Raw genomic sequence first — 17,199 nt, forward strand, 5'->3', positions numbered from 1 at the left:
CGGCTCCGATCGTTCACCGCGCCCGGTCCGGGCGGCATGAGCACGAAGACCCCTCCCGGCCTCGAAGAGAGGTACTGGCGGATGCAGTCATCGCTTGCCTGCGCCTCACCCGCGTCGGGCGGACGGCGATGACGTCCGCCGAGCCCGAGAGCGGGGGCGACCGCGACCCGGTGCGGGGGTCCGGGGACGGGCGTGCGCGGGGCCGGCGAGGGGCGCCGGGCGGCCGGTCCTGGATCGCCGTCGGCTTCGGGCTTGGCCTCGGAGCGACGCTCGCGTGGCTGACCGTGCAGACCGTACTGGAGGTCGGCAGTCTCCTCACGCTGCTGGTCCTCGCCGCTTTCATCGCGATCGCTCTGGAGCCCGTCGTCGCCTGGCTCACCCGTCGCCGGCTGCGCCGCAGGTGGGCCGTGGCGGTCGTCCTGGTCGTCCTGCTCGCGCTCTTCGCGGGGTTCCTGGCCCTGGTCGTGCCCCCGGTCGCCGACGAGGTCAACGCGCTGGTCAAAGCGGTCCCCGGCTGGCTGCGGCAATTGCAGGACCACGACTCCGCGCTCGGCAGGTTCGAGGACCGCTACCACCTGCTGGCCAAGGCCCAGCAGCAGATCTCCTCGGGAGGCGCGGCCGGTCTCGCCGGCGGTCTGCTCGGCGCCGGAAAAGTCGTGTTGGGGGTCGTGACCTCGGCCGTGATCGTGCTCGTCGTCATGGTGTACGTGATGGCGTTCCTGCCCGGCCTGAAGCGGTTCGGCCTGCGCTTCGTCGCGGCCGGCCGACGCCCGCACGCCCGGGATGTGACCGAGGAGATCCTGAACCGGGTGGGGCGCTACATGCTCGGCAACGTGGTCACCTCCGTGATCGCCGGGGTGGCGACCTTCGTGTGGTGCGTGGCCACCGATGTTCCCTACCCCGCTGCTCTCGGGGTGTTCATCGCGCTGATGGACCTCATCCCGATCGTCGGAACCACCATCGGCGGCCTCGTCGTCAGTCTGGTGGCCCTGTCGGTGTCGCTGCCCGTCGCCCTGGCGACCGCCGGCTTCTACATCGGATTCCGGGTCGCCGAGGACTATCTGATTGTGCCCCGGGTGATGAAGTTCGCCGTCGACGTCCACCCCCTCGTCACCGTCGTGGGCGTCCTGATCGGCGGCGCCCTCCTCGGCGTCGTCGGGGCCCTGGTCGCCATCCCGGCCGCTGTCGCCATCGACCTGATCCTGGAGGAGCACGTCTTCTCCCGGACGGACACGTCCTGAGGTGTGCGCTCAACCCCCACCCTTTGCAAGATCAAAAGGGCGGGGGGTTAGCATATGAGCGCCGCCTAGCTCGAAAGATAAACCTGTGACTGTCAATGACGACTCGTTCACCAACTGGAAGAACCGCGAGGAGATCGCGGAGTCGATGATCCCGATCATCGGGAAGCTGCACCGGGAGCGGGACGTCACTATCCTGCTGCACAGCCGCTCCCTGGTGAACAAGTCGGTGGTCAGCATCCTCAAGACCCACCGATTCGCCCGGCAGATCGCCGGTGAGGAGCTCTCGGTCACCGAGACGCTGCCGTTCCTGCACGCCCTCACCGCGCTCGACCTCGGCCCCTCCCAGATCGACATCGGCATGCTCGCCGCGACGTACCGGAGCGACGACCGCGGTCTCTCGGTGGAGGAGTTCACCGCCGAGGCCGTCGCCGGAGCCGTCGGTGCCAACAAGGCGGAGTGCCGCGAGGGACGCGACGTCGTCCTCTACGGTTTCGGACGCATCGGCCGGCTCGTCGCCCGCCTGCTCATCGAGAAGGCCGGCTCCGGCAACGGACTGCGGCTGCGTGCCATCGTCGTCCGCCAGGGCGGCGACCAGGACATCGTGAAGCGCGCCTCGCTGCTGCGCCGCGACTCCATCCACGGCCAGTTCCAGGGCACGATCACCGTCGACGAGGCGACCAGCACGATCGTCGCCAACGGCAACGCGATCAAGGTGATCTACGCCAACGACCCCTCCGAGGTCGACTACACGGCGTACGGCATCAAGGACGCCATCCTCATCGACAACACCGGCAAGTGGCGCGACCGCGAAGGCCTGTCGAAGCACCTGCGTCCCGGGATCGACAAGGTCGTCCTGACCGCGCCCGGCAAGGGCGACGTGCCCAACATCGTGCACGGCGTCAACCACGACACGATCAAGCCGGACGAGCAGATCCTGTCCTGCGCCTCCTGCACCACCAACGCGATCGTGCCGCCGCTGAAGGCCATGGCGGACGAGTACGGCGTGCTGCGCGGCCACGTGGAGACCGTCCACTCGTTCACCAACGACCAGAACCTGCTGGACAATTACCACAGTGCCGACCGCCGCGGCCGCTCCGCGCCGCTCAACATGGTCATGACCGAGACCGGAGCCGCGTCGGCCGTCGCGAAGGCGCTGCCCGACCTCAAGGCGCCGATCAGCGGCAGCTCGATCCGCGTCCCGGTGCCGGACGTCTCGATCGCGATCCTCAGCCTGCGCCTCGGTCGCGAGACCACCCGCGAGGAGGTCCTCGACTACCTGCGCAACGTGTCGCTGACCTCGCCGCTCAAGCGCCAGATCGACTTCACCACCGCCCCGGACGCGGTGTCGAGCGACTTCATCGGCTCGCGCCACGCCTCGATCGTGGACGCCGGCGCCACCAAGGTCGACGGGGACAACGCGATCCTCTACCTCTGGTACGACAACGAGTTCGGCTACTCCTGCCAGGTCATCCGCGTCGTCCAGCACGTGTCCGGAGTGGAGTACCCGACCTACCCGGTTCCGGTGGTCTGATCCCGGCGACCCGTCCGGCCGACGGGGCGGCAGTGGGAGGGTGACCGGTTTGCGGTCACCCTCCCACCGCCATCCGCGGCCGACACCTGAGCGGTCCGGGACCACCCGTCCGCCGGACACGCCCTAGGCTGCCAGGCGGCAGCCGGCCCCGACCTCAGGAGCGCACACCGTGTTCGACCCCGCAGCGGAGCACCCGTACCCCGACAGCCACCGACCGGACGAGGCGCCCGCCCCGCACGCGCTGCTCGCGCCCGTGATCGGCCTGTTGGGCAGCTGGCACGGCCGCGGCCAGGGCGGGTACCCGACCCTGGCGGAGGACTTCGTGTACGCGCAGGAGGTCACCTTCAGCCACGACGGCCGTCCCTTCCTCCGCTACGAGGCCCGGGCCTGGCTGCTCGACGCGGACGGCGCACCGCTGCGTCCGTCGGCCCGGGAGAGCGGCTGGTGGCGGCTCCAGCCGGACGGCCGGGTGGAGGCGCTGATCACCCAGCCCACCGGCATCGCGGAGATCGCCGTCGGCCGGGCGACCGGCAACACGGTCGACCTCGCCACCCACGAGGTGGCCCGCACCCCCACCGCCAAGGAAGTCAACGGCACCCGTCGCCGGTACGCCGTGACCGACGACGACACGCTCACGTTCGTCCACGACCTCGCGGCGGTCGGCCAGCCGCTGCAGCACCACCTCTCGGCGCGCCTGCACCGCAGGGCATAGACCGCGCCGCCGCGCGGTGTGCCGAGCGGCGGCGGGTGAAGGACTGAGCCGCCTACCAGTAGTGCCGCCGTCCGCCGATCGCGTGTCCGAGGGATCCCAGCAGCCACAGGATGCCGCCGAGGACGACGAGGAGGATGCCGATGGTCCACAGGATGGAGATGCCGGCCGCGTAGCCGATGATCAGCAGGATGACTCCGAGGACGACCATGATGTCCTCCGATCTCGCGGAAGAGTTCCAGCCTTGCTCCCCAGGGTAGTTCCGCCGCTTGGGCCCTGGCGAGCGGCGGACCCGGCGATGTGCGGCATGCCGGCGTCGACGTCGTCGCCGCCCGAGTCGAGGTATTCGTTTCCGGGCCCGGGCTCCCTTCCGGGGGGACGGGGGCGGACAGCGGTGGTTACGGAGCGATCGCTTCGGTGGTGATGAGGTCGAGCAGGGCCGGCATGCCCGCTTGTGCGAGGGCCTGGCGCTGGCGGTCGGCGCCGTTGCCCTGGCGCCGCAGCCGGTGGACGAGGGCGCCGACCTCGCGGCTGTCTCCGGATGCTTCCAGCGCCGCCGCGATGTGCCCGGTGAGCAGGCACAGTGTGTCGCCCGCGCTGCGGGGGAGGCCAGTCGGATCGATCAGCGTGCCGCTCAGCCCGTGCCGGGCGGCATGCCACATTGCCGCCTGCAACAGTTCCGGCGCGCACTCGGGTTCCGGCTCACCGTCCTTGTATTCGCGAAGGGCGGTGGCCGCCAGGGCGCGTACGATACCCGCGAACATCACCGCGTCGTCCGCCCTCAACTGCACGTCCAGGCAGCGCACTTCGAGCGTGGGATAGCGCTCCGACAGGCGCGCCTGCCAGTACAACTGCCCGGTGTCGGCGATGACTCCGGACGCGAGCAGTGCGCCGGTACGCCGCTCGTAGTCCTTGAGGTCGGCGAAGACGGGCGGGGGGCCGTAGACCGGCCAGCGGCTGAAGACGGGGGTGCGCCAGCTCGCGAAACCGGTGTCCCGGCCCCGCCAGAGCGGGGAGTTCGCCGACATGGCCAGCAGCGTCGGAAGCCAGACCCGGATCCGGTTCAGCACGGCGACCCCGACCTCGCGGTCCGGCATGGCCACGTGTACGTGCATCCCGTTGATCAGCAGCTCATTCACGATCTGCGGGGCCCGCGCGTGGAGAGCCTGATACCGGGGCTGGCAGGTGACGGCGGCGGGGGCTTCCGCCGCCAGCGGAGCCGCCGCGCTCGCCGCGAGCCGGCAGCCGAGCTGCTCCGCGGCAATGCCGACCGCGTGGCGCAAGCGCAGCAGATGACCGCCCACTTCGTCCAGGGTCTCGCAGATGGGCGTCGCGACCTCCACCTGCGCCTGGAGCAGCTCCGGCTGCACCTCGCGCCCCTGCACCATCGGCCCCAGGCCGGCGGCCGCACGTACCTCGTCGGAGAGGGGCGCGGGCAGCCCGGAAACCGGGTCCACCAGCAAATACTCTTCTTCGACGCCCATGGTGATCACGACATGTGAGTACCCCGCTTCCGGCCGTCCGTACCGGCTTCCCGGCGCCCGCCGCCCCGGCCGGATCGCACCGCCGGCGCCGGCCCGGAGCCTCAGGCGCTGCTGACGCACGGCGCACCGGGTCGCTGCGCACCGGCCCGGAGCCGGACGCTGAAACGGGGAATCGCGGGGACGGAGGGGGTGGCGGTGGCGGCGAGGGTGGGTTTGGGGGGCAGGGGTGTGAGGGGCTGCATGGCCTGGGGTTGTGCGGTGAGCGTGAACCAGACGGCTTTGCCGTGGATGGTGGGGTGGGTGCCCCAGCTGTCGCTGAGGTGGGCGAGGAGGGCCAGTCCGCGGCCGCGTTCGGCGAAGGGCCGGGGGCCGTGGAGGCGGGGCAGTCGCGGGTCGTTGTCGGTGACGGACGCGGTGAGCTGTCCGCGGGCCCAGCGCAGTTGGAGGACGCAGTCGTGGTCGCCGGCGGTGTGCTGGTGGACGTTGATGAGCAGTTCGCACACGCCGAGGCTGACGGGCTGGATGATCGTTTCAAGGCGCCAGTGCCGCAGGTGTGCGGCGACGATCCGGCGTACCTGGGGTATGCGGTCCGGCGTCGCGCGCAGGTTCAGGGTGTACTGGCGGGAATGTTCGATCGTGATCACTGCGGCTCCCTTGTCGGTGGGAGTGGCTCGTCGGCCGCTCCCGCGTCCGCCACCACGGAAGGGCTACCAGAAGTAGCCGAATGAGCACAGCGCGGATTACTCCAGAATGCCTCGTACGGCGGCAAGCGCAACAGGAGCGGTGCGACGGGGGCGCGGGTGTGCGGCAGCCGGAGAACCGGCCGGGCGGGGTGGCCGCACGCGCGATCGTCCCGAGTCCCGGCATACGTTGCGTCCATCGGCATACGTTGCGTTCATTCGTTGGCCGGTGCACGATGCCCGGGCGGGCCCGGGGATCGGAGTCGGTGTCGGTCGGTGGAGGTGGCGTCCATGTGTCGTCTGTTCGGACTGAGCAGCGCTCCGCGCCGCAGCCACGCGACGTTCTGGCTGCTAGACGCCCCGGACAGCCTCATGGCGCAGAGCCACCGGGACCCGGACGGGACGGGCCTGGGGTACTTCGACCCCGACGGCACACCTCAAGTCCGCAAGGCCCCCGACGCCGCGTACCAGGACCGCGCCTTCGCGAGCGAGGCCCGACAGGTCTGCTCGGTCACCTTCCTCGCCCACATCCGGCTCGCGTCGACCGGCAGCCTGGCAGCCCGCAACACCCATCCGTTCCAGCAGGACGGGCGGCTGTTCGCCCACAACGGGGTGGTCGAAGGCCTGGACGCCCTGGATGCCCAGCTGGGACCGGACCTGTCCCTGGTGGGCGGTGACACGGATTCCGAACGGTTCTTCGCCCTGATCACCCGTGAAATCCGCGGACAGCACGGCGACATCGGCGGCGGTATCGAGCGAGCCGCCCGCTGGATCGCCGCCCAACTGCCCGTCTACTCCCTCAACTTCATCCTCACCACCCCGGATGAACTGTGGGCACTGCGCTACCCGGGTACCCACGAACTCCACGTACTCGAACGCGCCGCGGGCGGTCAGCACGGAGGGCGGCACCTGGACCACAGCGGCACGGCAGGCAGATTGCGGGTCCACTCCGGCGACCTCGCCGACGCTCCGTCCGTCGTCGTCGCCAGCGAGCAGATGGATGACCATCCGGACTGGCGCCTCATGGAGCCCGGCGAACTGCTCCACGTCACGCCCGACGGCCGCGCGGACCGGCGCCTCGTCCTCCCCGACCCGCCGGCCCGCCTGCTCCGCCTCAGCGACATGTCCGCCCGGGCCGCCGAGTCGCAGAGGCCGAGCGGGTGAGCCGACCCGGCCGGTCGGCGGCCAGGGGGTGTCCGGTGGGTCATGGCCGGGGACGCCCTGCGTTCGCGAACGAGTCCTCGTCAGCCGACAGGTACGGGTGCCGGTGCGGTCAGGCGGTCGGCGCCCGGGGGAACGGGGACAGCGGCGAAGATCGCGTCCTGCTGTGCCTGGAGTTCACGGGCGCGTTCGGGGGTCGTGGTGGGCAGGCGCTGCTCCTCGTAGAGCTTGTGGGTGGCCTCCTGCGCGTACTTGCCGGCGGGCGTGTGGAACTGGACCTCGAAGGCATGGTGCGAACTCGGCTCCCGCCACGCGGAGTTGATGGCTTTGTAGCCCTTGGCGCGAGCCCAGGTGTTGGACCACTTGATGCTGTCGTTGCCCCAGGCGGACAGCACCTTGGAGGCGATGGTGACGCCCTCGGCGTAGCGGCCGTCCGGCCACTGGAGGGTGTAGCGCACCGAGTCCTTGATCTCGGCCAGCGCCTCGTTCACCGGCTGGCCGGGGTGTTCCTTCAGGGAGGTGGCGACCTTGCGCTTCAGCGAGTCGGGCGACTTGAGGCGGTGGTCGAAGCCGATGACTTCGGCGCCGCTGATCCGGGCGGCAGCCCACACCTGGGGGCTGATGGTCCGCTCGGCCTCCTTCGCCCGGTCGTAGAAGTGATCGACCGCGGCGTTGTCGGAGGCGTTCAGAGACAGCCCTTCACCGCTCCAACTCCCGTCATCCGCAGGCCGGTTGATGCCGTGGGCCTTGCTCGGCTTGTCGGTCAGGGGCCCTGCGGCGGCTCCGTGGGCGGCGGCCGCACTGAGGGCGGTGGCGAGGGCGGCGGCGGTCGCGGCCCGTGAGACGGTACGGCTGAGGTTCATCGGCGGTGGTCCCTTCCTCTCTCGGCGACAGCCGTCCGGTCCCCCGGGCGAGTGCGCGGGGCAGCGGACGGCCTCTGGCGAGAGACCCAACAGGAACCACCCCCTCCAGGTGATCGCGCCGCTCTCGACCAGGCGCAATCTGGCTTGATCGCACCGCACTCCGACGAGATCCCCACCCTGGACGGCTCCACGTCGGGCCGTCCGTGGGTCAGCCGGCGTACGGGTCCGGCAGCTCGCCCAGCTCGACCGAGGCCGCCCCCATGAGCAGGGCCGGGGTGGACTTGTCGCAGCCGCCGAGCAGTACGGCCCCGTCCTCGGCGCGGTCGGCGCGGTCCAGGGCCTCCTCGGCCGCCGCGAGCGGGACCCGGCGGGCGACCGTGCGGCGCACCGCCTCCGGTTCGAGCGGCAGTCCTGCGTCGTACACCTCGCGCGCCATGTCCGCGTCGACCAGGGCTTGGCCGGGGCTCAGCGCGCCGGTGAGAACGGCGTGCCTGATCGCATCGAGGACGAACTGGGTGCGGGAGGGCATCGCGCCCCGGGGCGGATCACCCGGCCGCGATGGGCCCGAGGTAGGTACCGCCGGAGACGTCGATGCTCTGACCGGTCACCCAGCGCCCCTGCGGGCTCGCCAGGAAGCCCACCACGTCTGCGACGTCCTCCGGCTCGCCGATCCGTCCGAGCGCGGTGATCGACTCAAGTCCCGCGACCGCCTCGGGAGCCGCGGCGTAGGGGGCGATCAAGTCGGTCAGTATCACCCCGGGTTCGACCGTGTTCACGGTGATCCCCCGTCGGCCCAACTCGTTGGCGAGCGACGGGCCGAGGGCCGCCAGCGCTGCCTTGGTGACGGTGTAGCCGATCTGTATGGAGTTCGCGATCCGGGTGGCCGCCGAGCCCATGTTGACGATCCGTCCGCCGTCCCGCAGCAGCGGCAGCGCCCGCTGGACCACGAAGAGGGGCGTACTCACGTTGACCGCGAGCAGTCGCTCGAACTCCTCCTCCGTGAGCTGCCCGATCGAACTGACCGAGTGGATGCCCGCGTTGTTGACCAGGATGTCCAGGCCGTCCGCGCCGTGTTCCGCCAGCCCTGCGGTGAGCCCCTCGAACAGCCGGTCCACCGCACCGCTCTCGCCGAACCGGGCCTGCACCGCGAACGCCCGGCCGCCGGTCTTGGCGATCCGGGCCACGGTCTCCGCGGCGGCCGCGTCATCACTGCCGTAGTGGACCGCGACCAACGCCCCGTCGGCGGCGAGCCGCAGGGCGACCGCACGCCCGATCCCACGCGAGCCGCCCGTCACCAGTGCGGTCCTGCCGTCCAGTTCGCCCATGATCGCCTCTTCCCTCGGGATGCCCCGGTCGAATCCGGGAACGATTCAGCCTAACCAGCGGTCGCCAGAGCCACGTTGGGGGTGGGGGCCGGATCGGATGACTGGACGCATCGTCCGTCACGACCGGTGACCGCAGCGACCGCAGGCAGCAGCTGCCCGATGAACTGCCCTATCTCCACTGCTCGTTAGATGGGGCCGGGACCGTCGGCGAAGTGGGGCAGGACCATGTCGACTGGCGAGTGACTCCGCGTCGACTCCCGGCACGCGCGTTCAGGGGCGGCCGAGCAGGCTGGGGGCGGCGTGTTCGAGTACGGAGCCGACTCGCTCCCAGGTCTCCAAGTCGCGCTCCACCGGGGGCAGTTCAGTGCCCCGCCCGGTTCCCCAGTCGTGGGCGATGGCGACCGGATCGGCGCCGGACGCGGCCGACGCGGCGAGCGCGGCCGCGCCGACGGCCACCAGCTCCGTACCGGCCGGGACGACGAGGGGGCGTCCGGACAGTCGTCGTACCGTCTCGACCCAGATACGTCCTTGGGCCCCGCCCCCGATGAGGCGCAGCGGCCTCGCCGCGACGTCGGGCGAGTCGGGGTCGAGGCCGCAGGCGCGCAGCACCTCGTCCAGTGCGCGCAGGACGGTGACGGCGGCGCCTTCGTAGGCGGCGCCGAGGAGTTGCCGCGGTGTGGTGGCATGGCGCAGGCCGGTGAGCAGCCCGGAGGCGGCGGGGAGGTCGGGGGTGCGCTCGCCGTCGAGGTAGGGGAGGAGGACGGCCTCGCCGCCGGGTGCCGCGTCATCGCGGTCGAGGCCGAGCAGGGCGGCGATCCGGTCGACGGCGAGGGTGCAGTTCAGGGTGCAGGCGAGCGGGAGGTAGCCGCCGTCGGCAGCGGCGAACCCGCTGAGCGCGGGGTTGGCGGGCCGGGTGCGGGTCGCCGCGAAGACCGTGCCGGAGGTGCCGAGGCTGAGCACGGGATGGTCGAGGAGCCCGGCGCCGCCGAGCCCGAGGCCCACGGCCGCACTCATGTTGTCGCCGGTCCCGGCGGCCACCGCGATGCCGGACGGCAGCCCGAGGAAATCGGCGGCGTGAGCGGTGAGCGTGCCGACGCGGGTGCCTCCGGTGGCGGCCACGGTGGGGAGCAACTCACTGCCCAGGCCGAGGAGTTCGAGGATCTCCGGGTCGTACGCTCCGGTGGCGGTGGAGTACCAGCCGGTGCCCGAGGCGTCGCCGGGGTCGGTGGCGGCGACGCCCGCGAGCCGTTCGGTGAGGAAGTCGTGCGGCAGGCGAACGGCCGTACAGGCAGCGGCTGTTGAGGGTTCGTGCTCGCGCAGCCACCACCACTTGGCGGCGGTCACCGCGGCGACCGGTACGGATCCGGTACGGGCGGTCCAGGCGCGCGGGCCGCCGAGTTCAGCGGTGAGGGCGGCGGCCTGCGGGGCGGAGCGGGTGTCGTTCCACAGCAGGGCCGGGCGCAGCGGCCGGCCGTCCCGGCCCAGGACGACCAGTCCGTGCTGCTGCCCGGAGACCGCGATGCCGGTGATGGCGGACGCGGGCGCTCCGGATTCCTTGAGCCCGCCGGCGATGGCCTCGCGCAGCGCCTGCCACCAGTCCTCCGGATCGGTCTCCCGGGCGCCCGCGGAGCCGTCGACGCGGTGCGGGGCGCGGCCGACGGCGAGCGGCTTTCCGGTGGCGGCGTCGGCGAACAGGGCCTTGGTGGACTGGGTGGAGCTGTCCACGCCGATGACGACCGGGCTGTGGGTCATCCGGAGACCTCTTCTGCGGGGCGGGAGGGGATTTGAATGGCAGGGCAACAAATTAAGCGAACCATCAGGGTTACGGAAGCTGTGGAGATCATGCAGTATTCGGTAAGCAAGAAAACAAATACCAGCTCCGGCGACCGCCGGACCGGCCGCAGCAAGGTGGCGCAGAAGATGACGGAAGGCTTCACCCCGACCCCCGAGGACAAGTTCTCCTTCGGGCTGTGGACCGTGGGCTGGCAGGGACGGGACCCGTTCGGCGACGCGACCCGCCCCGCCCTCGACCCGGTCGAGTCGGTCCGGCGCCTGGCCGAACTGGGCGCGTACGGCGTCACCTTCCACGACGACGACCTGATTCCCTTCGGCGCATCGGACACCGAGCGGGAAACCCGCGTCAAGCGCTTCCGGCAGGTGCTCGACACCACCGGGATGGTCGTGCCGATGGCCACCACCAATCTCTTCACCCACCCGGTCTTCAAGGACGGCGCGTTCACCGCCAACGACCGCGACATCCGCCGCTACGCCCTGCGCAAGACCCTCCGCAACATCGACCTCGCGGTGGAACTGGGCGCGCACACCTACGTCGCCTGGGGCGGCCGGGAGGGCGCCGAATCCGGCGCCGCCAAGGATGTGCGCGACGCCCTGGACCGTATGAAGGAGGCCTTCGACCTGCTGGGCGAGTACGTGACCGAGCAGGGCTACGACCTGCGCTTCGCCGTCGAACCCAAGCCCAACGAGCCGCGCGGCGACATCCTGCTGCCCACCATCGGCCACGCCCTCGCCTTCATCGAACGCCTTGAACGGCCCGAGCTGGTCGGCGTCAACCCCGAGACCGGGCACGAGCAGATGGCCGGGCTCAACTTCACCCACGGCATCGCCCAGGCCCTGTGGGCGGGCAAGCTCTTCCACATCGACCTCAACGGTCAGTCCGGCATCAAGTACGACCAGGACCTGCGCTTCGGCTCCGGCAACCTGCGCGATGCGTTCTGGCTCGTGGACCTGCTCGAATCCGCCGACTACACGGGCCCGAGGCACTTCGACTTCAAGCCGCCGCGCACCGAGGACATCGACGGCGTGTGGGCCTCTGCGGCCGGAAATATGCGCAACTACCTGATCCTGAAGGCGCGTTCGGCCGCCTTCCGGGCCGACCCCGAGGTGCGCGAGGCGCTGCGCGCCGCACGCGTGGCCGACCTGGCCCGCCCCACCGCCGAGGACGGCCTCGCCGGACTGCTCGCCGACCGCACCGCTTTCGAGGACTTCGACGTCGAGGCGGCGGGGGAGCGGGGCATGGCCTTCGAACACCTCGACCAGCTGGCCCTGGACCATCTGCTCGGAGCCCGCTGAACTGCCCGGCGGGTGCGGCGAGTTGGGACTGTCTTCCGTACGGCCTGCCGGTGCGGGGCCGTGCGGCAGCGTGGAGCGGGCCGCTGTCGGTGGCCCGCCCCTGACTCCGTCTGTCAGTGGCCCGCCCCGGACTCCGTCCACGCTGCCGGATCGGCGAGGACGTCCCGTACGACCAGAGCGGCCGCACCCCGCGCCGCGTCCCCCGACAGGGAGGAGGCGCGCAGCCGGCCGCTGTCCTGCGACCACAGTCCCGATACCACCCGTCCCGACAGCACCCGCTCGGCCGACGGCGCCAGCCACGGCATCAAGTCCCGGTAGATCCCGCCGAGTACGACCGCGTCCGGGTCCAGAAGATTGACCGCCCCCGACAGTACCCGCCCCAGCATCAGACCGGCCTGCTCGATGGCTGCCACCGCCTGAGCGTCGGCGTTCTCCGCCCGCCGTACGAGGTGCGCGACGCCGTGGGCGCCGGTGCTCTCGTCGATTTCGGCGGCCCGCAGCAGTGCGCGCTGGCCCGCGTACTGCTCCAGGCAGCCGCGCGAACCGCACCGGCACGCAGGGCCTTGCGGATCGATCACCGTGTGGCCGATCTCTCCGGCGAACCCGTGCGCCCCGCGCAGCAGTTCGCCGCCGATCACCAGCGCGCCACCGACCCCGATCTCACCGGAGAGGTAGAGAAAGCTGCGGGCACTGCCCAGGCCGCCGAACCACAGCTCCGCCAGCGCCGCGAGATTGGCTTCGTTCTCCGAGCGGACGGGCAGCGCGGGGTCGGCGGGACGCAGCGCGGCCAGCGCCTCGGCGAACAGGTCCTGCGCCGGCACCAGGTTCCAGCCCAGGTTGGGCGCCTGGCGGACCCTGCCGTCACTGACCAGGCCCGGGAGGGCGAGTGTCCCGCCCACCGGCCGCAGTCCCTGCTCGTGGGCGGAGCCCAGTGCGCGGGAGGCGATCCCCGCCGCTCGCGCCAGTACATCGGCGGGCGGCGCACCCCGGTTGTCGACGTACTCGGTCAGCCGCACCCGGTCCGTCCCGGCCAGGTCCACCACGCAGACGGCCACATAGTCGATGTTGACCTCGACGCCGAGACCGGCGGCGCCCGTGCGGGCGGGTTTGAGGACCGTGCCGGGCCGTCCCGCCTGACCGCTGAACGTCTTGCCCGACTCGGTGAGGAACCCGCTTTCGAGCAACTGCTCCACCAGGGAGGACACGGCGGGCCGCGTCAGCCCCACCCGAGCCGCCACCCCGGCCCGCGTGGCCTCACCGTCGTCGTGGACGGCACGCAGCACCAGACTCAGGTTGTGCCGCCGCACGGAGTCCTTGCCGGCCTTGGTCTCGTGCGGGGTGAGGTTGCTCTTCATGTCGGGGCGAGCCTATGCGATCTCCTGCGGTACGGGAGGGGAGGTCTCCGGCACCTGCGAACAGTTGGCAGCGCCGGGGGTGGGAGACGGCGCACGGTGGGCCGGGCTCGCTCAGGGGTGCACCGACGCACGGCGAGCCGGGCTCGCTCAGCGGTGTACCGGCGCCCCGGATTCCAGTTCCGCCACCCGCGCGAGGAGCGCGGCGCGGCCGATGGCGTCGGCCCGCGTCGACGGCACGGTGCAGGCATGCGCACCGGCCACCGCGCCGTAGAGCGCGCACCGCAGCGGGGGCTCCCCGGCCAGCCGGCCGAAGAGGAAGCCGGACGCGAAGGCGTCCCCCGCACCGTTGGAGTCCACCACCGCGGCGGGCGGCGACACGGCCGGAATGTGTGTCAGCTCGTTGCCGGCCAGCAGATACGCGCCCTCGGCACCCGCCGTCGCCACGACCACCTGGGCCCGGCCCCGCTCGACGATGCGGCGCATGGTCCGCTCCGGGTCGGCGAGGGCCGTGGCGGAGACGAAGACGACGTCCGCCGCGTGGGCGAACGGCTCGTGGTACGGGTTGTCGCCGTCCCAGTTGTGCAGGTCCGTCGAGATCGTCACCGCGGCCTCGCGCAATGCGGGCAGCGTGAACGCGCACGGGTAGGTGATGGAGACGTGGGCGTGACGGCTCCTCGCGGCCAGGGCCCGGACCGTGTCCTCGGGCAGCCGGTCCGCCTCCCGGGAGCGGCTGTCGTCGTACAGCGACAGCCGCCGTCCGTCCGGCCCGACGAGATTGACCGCACGCTTGGTGCCGCCGGGCAGCGGCACCTCGGTGAGCGCGATACCCCGGTCCCGGTGCAGTGCGCGGACCAGGTCACCTTCGTGATCGTCGCCGATCATGTCGATGTGATGCGTGCGCAGACCGAGCGCGCTCAGCCCCAACGCGACGAAGTCGCCGGTCTGCCCCGCGCGTGTCTCGATGCCGGGCCGGATCATGTAGCTGTCGGCGAACGGAAGCGGTAGCGCGGGCACTTGCACGATGGTGTCGACGCCGGCGCCGCCCAGCACAAGGACATCGGTGTCGTCCGTCATGAAATCCCTCCCCGCTGCTGAACGCGCCTTCCGGGCAGGGCGACTTGTCGACCGACGACCCCGTGTCGACCGGCAACTGCACCTGCCGACAGGCGAGTCAAGCAGGAGCTTCGGCCTCTGAGCAAGAACTTACGGAAAGATTCAGCAAGTTGCGGGTGGGTGAGTGCCAGGTGGGGGGTGGGGCCATGCGCTTGAGCTTGGTCCAGCCGGTCCAGCCTCGCTTCTTGGCGGACGAGGGTCAGTCGGCCGGGGCCGACGGGGCGGGCTTGTCGAGCATGGCGCAGACCGCGGCGTCCACCAGGAACTGATGGGCGGCGCCGGCCCTCGGCTCGGCCAGGCCGAAGATGGTCGTCGCGAAGACGGAGACGGTACGGCGGCCGGTGCTGTCGGTGTAGTCCTCGCTGGAGAATCCGGGAGCCTGGCCGACGTGGCCCCACATGGTGCCGCACGGCGTGACGACCTGCTCCAGACCGAGCCCGTACCGGTTCGGATTGCCGGGCTCCTCGCCGACGGTGGTACGCATCTGTCGCATCTGGGCGGGCGGCAAGAGCTTGCCGGACATCAGCGCGGTCTGGAAGCGGGCCCACTCCTGAGCCGTGGAGACCATGCCTCCGGCAGCCCCCTCTGTGCTGAGGTTGATCCAGGTGGTGTCGACATGGCCGGCGGGCCGGGCGGGCCCGGCGAACAAGGTCCCGGCGGGCGTGCCGGGCGGAAGCAGGGGGCCGATGTGGGCGGCGTCGGGCTCGTAACCGTGCGCGACACGGGGGTCCTTCGACCGGGGCGGGCCGGTGACCAGGTAGGTGCTCTTCAGGTGCAGCGGCCGGGCGATTCGGTCGCGGATCAGGTCGCCCAGCCGGCCCCGTGGCCTTCTCGGCTATGAGGCCCACCGTCAGCTATTACCACACGCCGACCGCGACGGCGCCGTACCGGACCCGGCACCGGTCCTCTTCGACCGGTTCCGGATCCACCGCGGGCGACGCGACGCGTGGGGCGGCGCCAGGCAGGCGCGCGAGACGGCCGCGGCCGCCCAGCGGTAGGCAGCACGTGCCGAGCGGACGGCGTTTTCCGGTGCCGGAGCAGCAGGAGCCGGGCCGGGTGCCCGCCGCCGACGGCTGACCCGTCGGGTCAGCCTCCTTTGGCCCGCTTGAGCAGTTCGTGCAGGTCGTGGGTGGCCTCGACGGTGCACAGGGCGGCGAATGCGAGATACGCGGTCACGGCACCCGCCCGCCAACTCCCGCCCGCAGGCCGGGAGGAGAGGAGGGCGGCCACCCGCCGTGGCACCGGTCCGGCGGTGTCCAGGCGATTGTGGCGAGCCCGGCCGAGCAGGCCGAGGGCCGTCGCCGGGAGCCGCCGACGGCCGCCCGAGTGCTTCGACGCCAGCGCCGCCTTGCCGACGGTGACGGCGACCCGGCGCCGGTCACCGGTCGCGCTCGCCGCCGCCTCGTCCGCCCACCGCTCCACCGTGTACGCGACCTGAGCCGCCAAGGGGCGTAGCAACGGGTTGGCAACGGCGGCCAGTTGAGCGGCGGCGGCGAACAGGTAGTGGTGGCCGCGCAGATGGGCGCGCTCGTGGGTGAGCAGGATCTCGCGCTCGGTGGCGTCGAGCGTGGCGAGCATGCCGGTGGACACCACGATGCGGCCGGGCAGCCCCGGCATCGCGAAGGCGTCGGCGGTCACCTCGTCCATCACCACGAGGGGGTCCTGGCCCGGGAAGCAGGCGGCCTCCAGGACCGCCGCGCACACGGCCCGCACCCGCCGGTACAGGAAGCGGGAGCCGACCGTGACGACGACCAGCAGGAGCAGTCCGGCCACCACGGCCACCGAGGTCTGCGCGGGATCGTCGCGGTGGAGCACTGCCGGTGACAGGTGGGCGAGTTCGGCGACCGACGGGATACGGACCAGACCGGCGAGGGCCAGCAGCCCCAGGACCGTGGTGCTGCCCGCGGCCAGCACGACGGCGCCCACCGTCAGCAACCAGGTGGCCAGACGCGGTTCGAGGCGGTCGGCGAGCGGACGCGCGGCGGGTACGGCGAACAGCGGGAGGAGCAGCGGCAGATAGACGGCGAGATGCATCGTTGACCCTCGCCCTACTGGTCCGGGTGCAGGTCGCCACCGAGCAGCCGGCGCAGCAGTGCCTCGTCGCCGCTCGACAGGTCGTCGACGAAGCGGGTCAGGACCGCCTCCCGGTCACCGCCGTCCTCCAGCACCTGCCGCATGCGGCGCGCGGCCAGCCCCGGCGCATCCGCGTCCGGTGCGTAGGCGAACGCCCGGCCCTGCTGGATACGGCGCAGCAGTCCCTTGTCGTACATGCGCGACAGCACCGTCACCACAGTGCTGTACGCCAGATCACCGCCCAGGCGATCACGGACCTGCCGCGGAATCAGCGGTTCTCCGGCATCGTGCAGCAGGCCGAGGACTTCGGCCTCCAGCGCACCGCTGGGCCGCCGTTCACCCGGGGCATCCTCGTGGTTCACGAGTTGGTTCCCCTCCGTACATCGTCTACAGTCCTGTAGACCTTCTACATGCTCGTAGAAGGTCGGGCCGTGCCTGAGTGTGCCACGACCTTCCGCGACCCCCGCGCCGAGCGCGGACCTGGCGGGGGAAGCCGTGCCCGCTCGGTGTCGCTGCCCGCCGTGTGGATGCCTGGACGCGCCCGGATGCGGGGCGGCGACCCGGACCGAGCCTG

16 protein-coding genes and 2 pseudogenes are annotated in these 17,199 nt (G+C 71.7%); 5 read left to right on the forward strand and 13 right to left on the reverse strand.

Annotated features, from left to right (window positions below; genetic code table 11):
• Window positions 1-128: 128 nt before the first annotated feature.
• From ACIBK6_RS22690 to ACIBK6_RS22700, 3 genes are all read left to right on the forward strand, one after another.
• Window positions 129-1,241, forward strand: a complete 1,113-nt coding sequence (locus ACIBK6_RS22690; RefSeq protein ID WP_399053117.1) for an AI-2E family transporter — start codon at window positions 129-131, stop codon at window positions 1,239-1,241.
• Between the two features lie 85 nt (window positions 1,242-1,326).
• Window positions 1,327-2,772 carry a glyceraldehyde-3-phosphate dehydrogenase gene (locus tag ACIBK6_RS22695; protein ID WP_399053118.1) on the forward strand — a complete coding sequence of 482 codons (1,446 nt, stop codon included), beginning with the start codon at window positions 1,327-1,329 and terminating at the stop codon, window positions 2,770-2,772.
• Between the two features lie 169 nt (window positions 2,773-2,941).
• Window positions 2,942-3,484, forward strand: coding sequence for an FABP family protein (locus ACIBK6_RS22700; protein WP_399053120.1), 543 nt, complete (start codon window positions 2,942-2,944; stop codon window positions 3,482-3,484).
• Window positions 3,485-3,536: 52 nt separating this feature from the next.
• Here the strand turns inward: ACIBK6_RS22700 and ACIBK6_RS22705 are convergent, their stop codons facing one another.
• From ACIBK6_RS22705 to ACIBK6_RS22715, 3 genes are all read right to left on the reverse strand, one after another.
• The gene (locus ACIBK6_RS22705) at window positions 3,537-3,692 is read right to left on the reverse strand and encodes a DUF6131 family protein (protein WP_399053121.1); all 156 of its coding nucleotides are present in this window, start codon (window positions 3,690-3,692) and stop codon (window positions 3,537-3,539) included.
• Between the two features lie 187 nt (window positions 3,693-3,879).
• On the reverse strand, window positions 3,880-4,974 hold the full coding sequence (locus ACIBK6_RS22710) for a glutamate--cysteine ligase (protein ID WP_399053122.1): 1,095 nt from the start codon (window positions 4,972-4,974) through the stop codon (window positions 3,880-3,882).
• Window positions 4,975-5,066: 92 nt separating this feature from the next.
• Complete coding sequence (locus ACIBK6_RS22715; protein ID WP_399053123.1) at window positions 5,067-5,609, reverse strand: ATP-binding protein; 543 nt, start codon at window positions 5,607-5,609, stop codon at window positions 5,067-5,069.
• A gap of 327 nt (window positions 5,610-5,936) precedes the next feature.
• Here ACIBK6_RS22715 and ACIBK6_RS22720 point away from each other — a divergent pair, with 327 nt between their 5' ends.
• Window positions 5,937-6,809 carry a class II glutamine amidotransferase gene (locus ACIBK6_RS22720; protein WP_399053124.1) on the forward strand — a complete coding sequence of 291 codons (873 nt, stop codon included), beginning with the start codon at window positions 5,937-5,939 and terminating at the stop codon, window positions 6,807-6,809.
• 80 nt (window positions 6,810-6,889) lie between these two features.
• On the opposite strand, the gene ACIBK6_RS22725 is transcribed toward ACIBK6_RS22720, so the two are convergent.
• The 5 genes and pseudogenes from ACIBK6_RS22725 to xylB all read right to left on the reverse strand — a co-directional run bounded on the left by ACIBK6_RS22725 (window position 6,890) and on the right by xylB (window position 10,746).
• On the reverse strand, window positions 6,890-7,669 hold the full coding sequence (locus ACIBK6_RS22725; RefSeq protein WP_399053125.1) for an ATP nucleotide 3'-pyrophosphokinase: 780 nt from the start codon (window positions 7,667-7,669) through the stop codon (window positions 6,890-6,892).
• A 238-nt stretch (window positions 7,670-7,907) separates the two neighbouring features.
• Window positions 7,908-7,982: pseudogene (locus tag ACIBK6_RS22730) on the reverse strand (dihydroxy-acid dehydratase); the annotation flags it as partial.
• Window positions 7,974-8,198, reverse strand: a pseudogene (locus tag ACIBK6_RS22735) (GntR family transcriptional regulator); the annotation flags it as partial. The pseudogenes ACIBK6_RS22730 and ACIBK6_RS22735, both read right to left, overlap by 9 nt.
• Window positions 8,199-8,214: 16 nt before the next feature.
• Window positions 8,215-8,994: an SDR family NAD(P)-dependent oxidoreductase gene (locus tag ACIBK6_RS22740; protein ID WP_399053126.1), complete on the reverse strand. Its 780-nt coding sequence runs from the start codon at window positions 8,992-8,994 to the stop codon at window positions 8,215-8,217.
• A gap of 270 nt (window positions 8,995-9,264) precedes the next feature.
• Window positions 9,265-10,746: a xylulokinase gene (gene xylB, locus ACIBK6_RS22745; protein ID WP_399053127.1), complete on the reverse strand. Its 1,482-nt coding sequence runs from the start codon at window positions 10,744-10,746 to the stop codon at window positions 9,265-9,267.
• A 168-nt stretch (window positions 10,747-10,914) separates the two neighbouring features.
• Here xylB and xylA point away from each other — a divergent pair, with 168 nt between their 5' ends.
• Window positions 10,915-12,084 carry a xylose isomerase gene (gene xylA, locus ACIBK6_RS22750; protein WP_399053285.1) on the forward strand — a complete coding sequence of 390 codons (1,170 nt, stop codon included), beginning with the start codon at window positions 10,915-10,917 and terminating at the stop codon, window positions 12,082-12,084.
• Between the two features lie 113 nt (window positions 12,085-12,197).
• Here xylA and ACIBK6_RS22755 read toward each other — a convergent pair whose 3' ends face one another.
• From ACIBK6_RS22755 to ACIBK6_RS22775, 5 genes are all read right to left on the reverse strand, one after another.
• Entirely contained in the window at window positions 12,198-13,439 is a 1,242-nt protein-coding gene (locus ACIBK6_RS22755; protein WP_399053128.1) for an ROK family protein, read from the reverse strand.
• A gap of 147 nt (window positions 13,440-13,586) precedes the next feature.
• Complete coding sequence (locus tag ACIBK6_RS22760) at window positions 13,587-14,513, reverse strand: adenosine kinase (protein ID WP_399053129.1); 927 nt, start codon at window positions 14,511-14,513, stop codon at window positions 13,587-13,589.
• A 238-nt stretch (window positions 14,514-14,751) separates the two neighbouring features.
• On the reverse strand, window positions 14,752-15,366 hold the full coding sequence (locus tag ACIBK6_RS22765) for a serine hydrolase domain-containing protein (protein WP_399053286.1): 615 nt from the start codon (window positions 15,364-15,366) through the stop codon (window positions 14,752-14,754).
• A 272-nt stretch (window positions 15,367-15,638) separates the two neighbouring features.
• Window positions 15,639-16,586, reverse strand: coding sequence for a M56 family metallopeptidase (locus ACIBK6_RS22770; protein ID WP_399053130.1), 948 nt, complete (start codon window positions 16,584-16,586; stop codon window positions 15,639-15,641).
• Between the two features lie 14 nt (window positions 16,587-16,600).
• Window positions 16,601-16,987: a BlaI/MecI/CopY family transcriptional regulator gene (locus tag ACIBK6_RS22775; protein WP_399053131.1), complete on the reverse strand. Its 387-nt coding sequence runs from the start codon at window positions 16,985-16,987 to the stop codon at window positions 16,601-16,603.
• Window positions 16,988-17,199 lie beyond the last annotated feature (212 nt).

It is taken from the genome of Streptomyces sp. NPDC050485 (genome assembly GCF_044458185.1).
GTDB lineage: Bacteria > Actinomycetota > Actinomycetes > Streptomycetales > Streptomycetaceae > Streptomyces.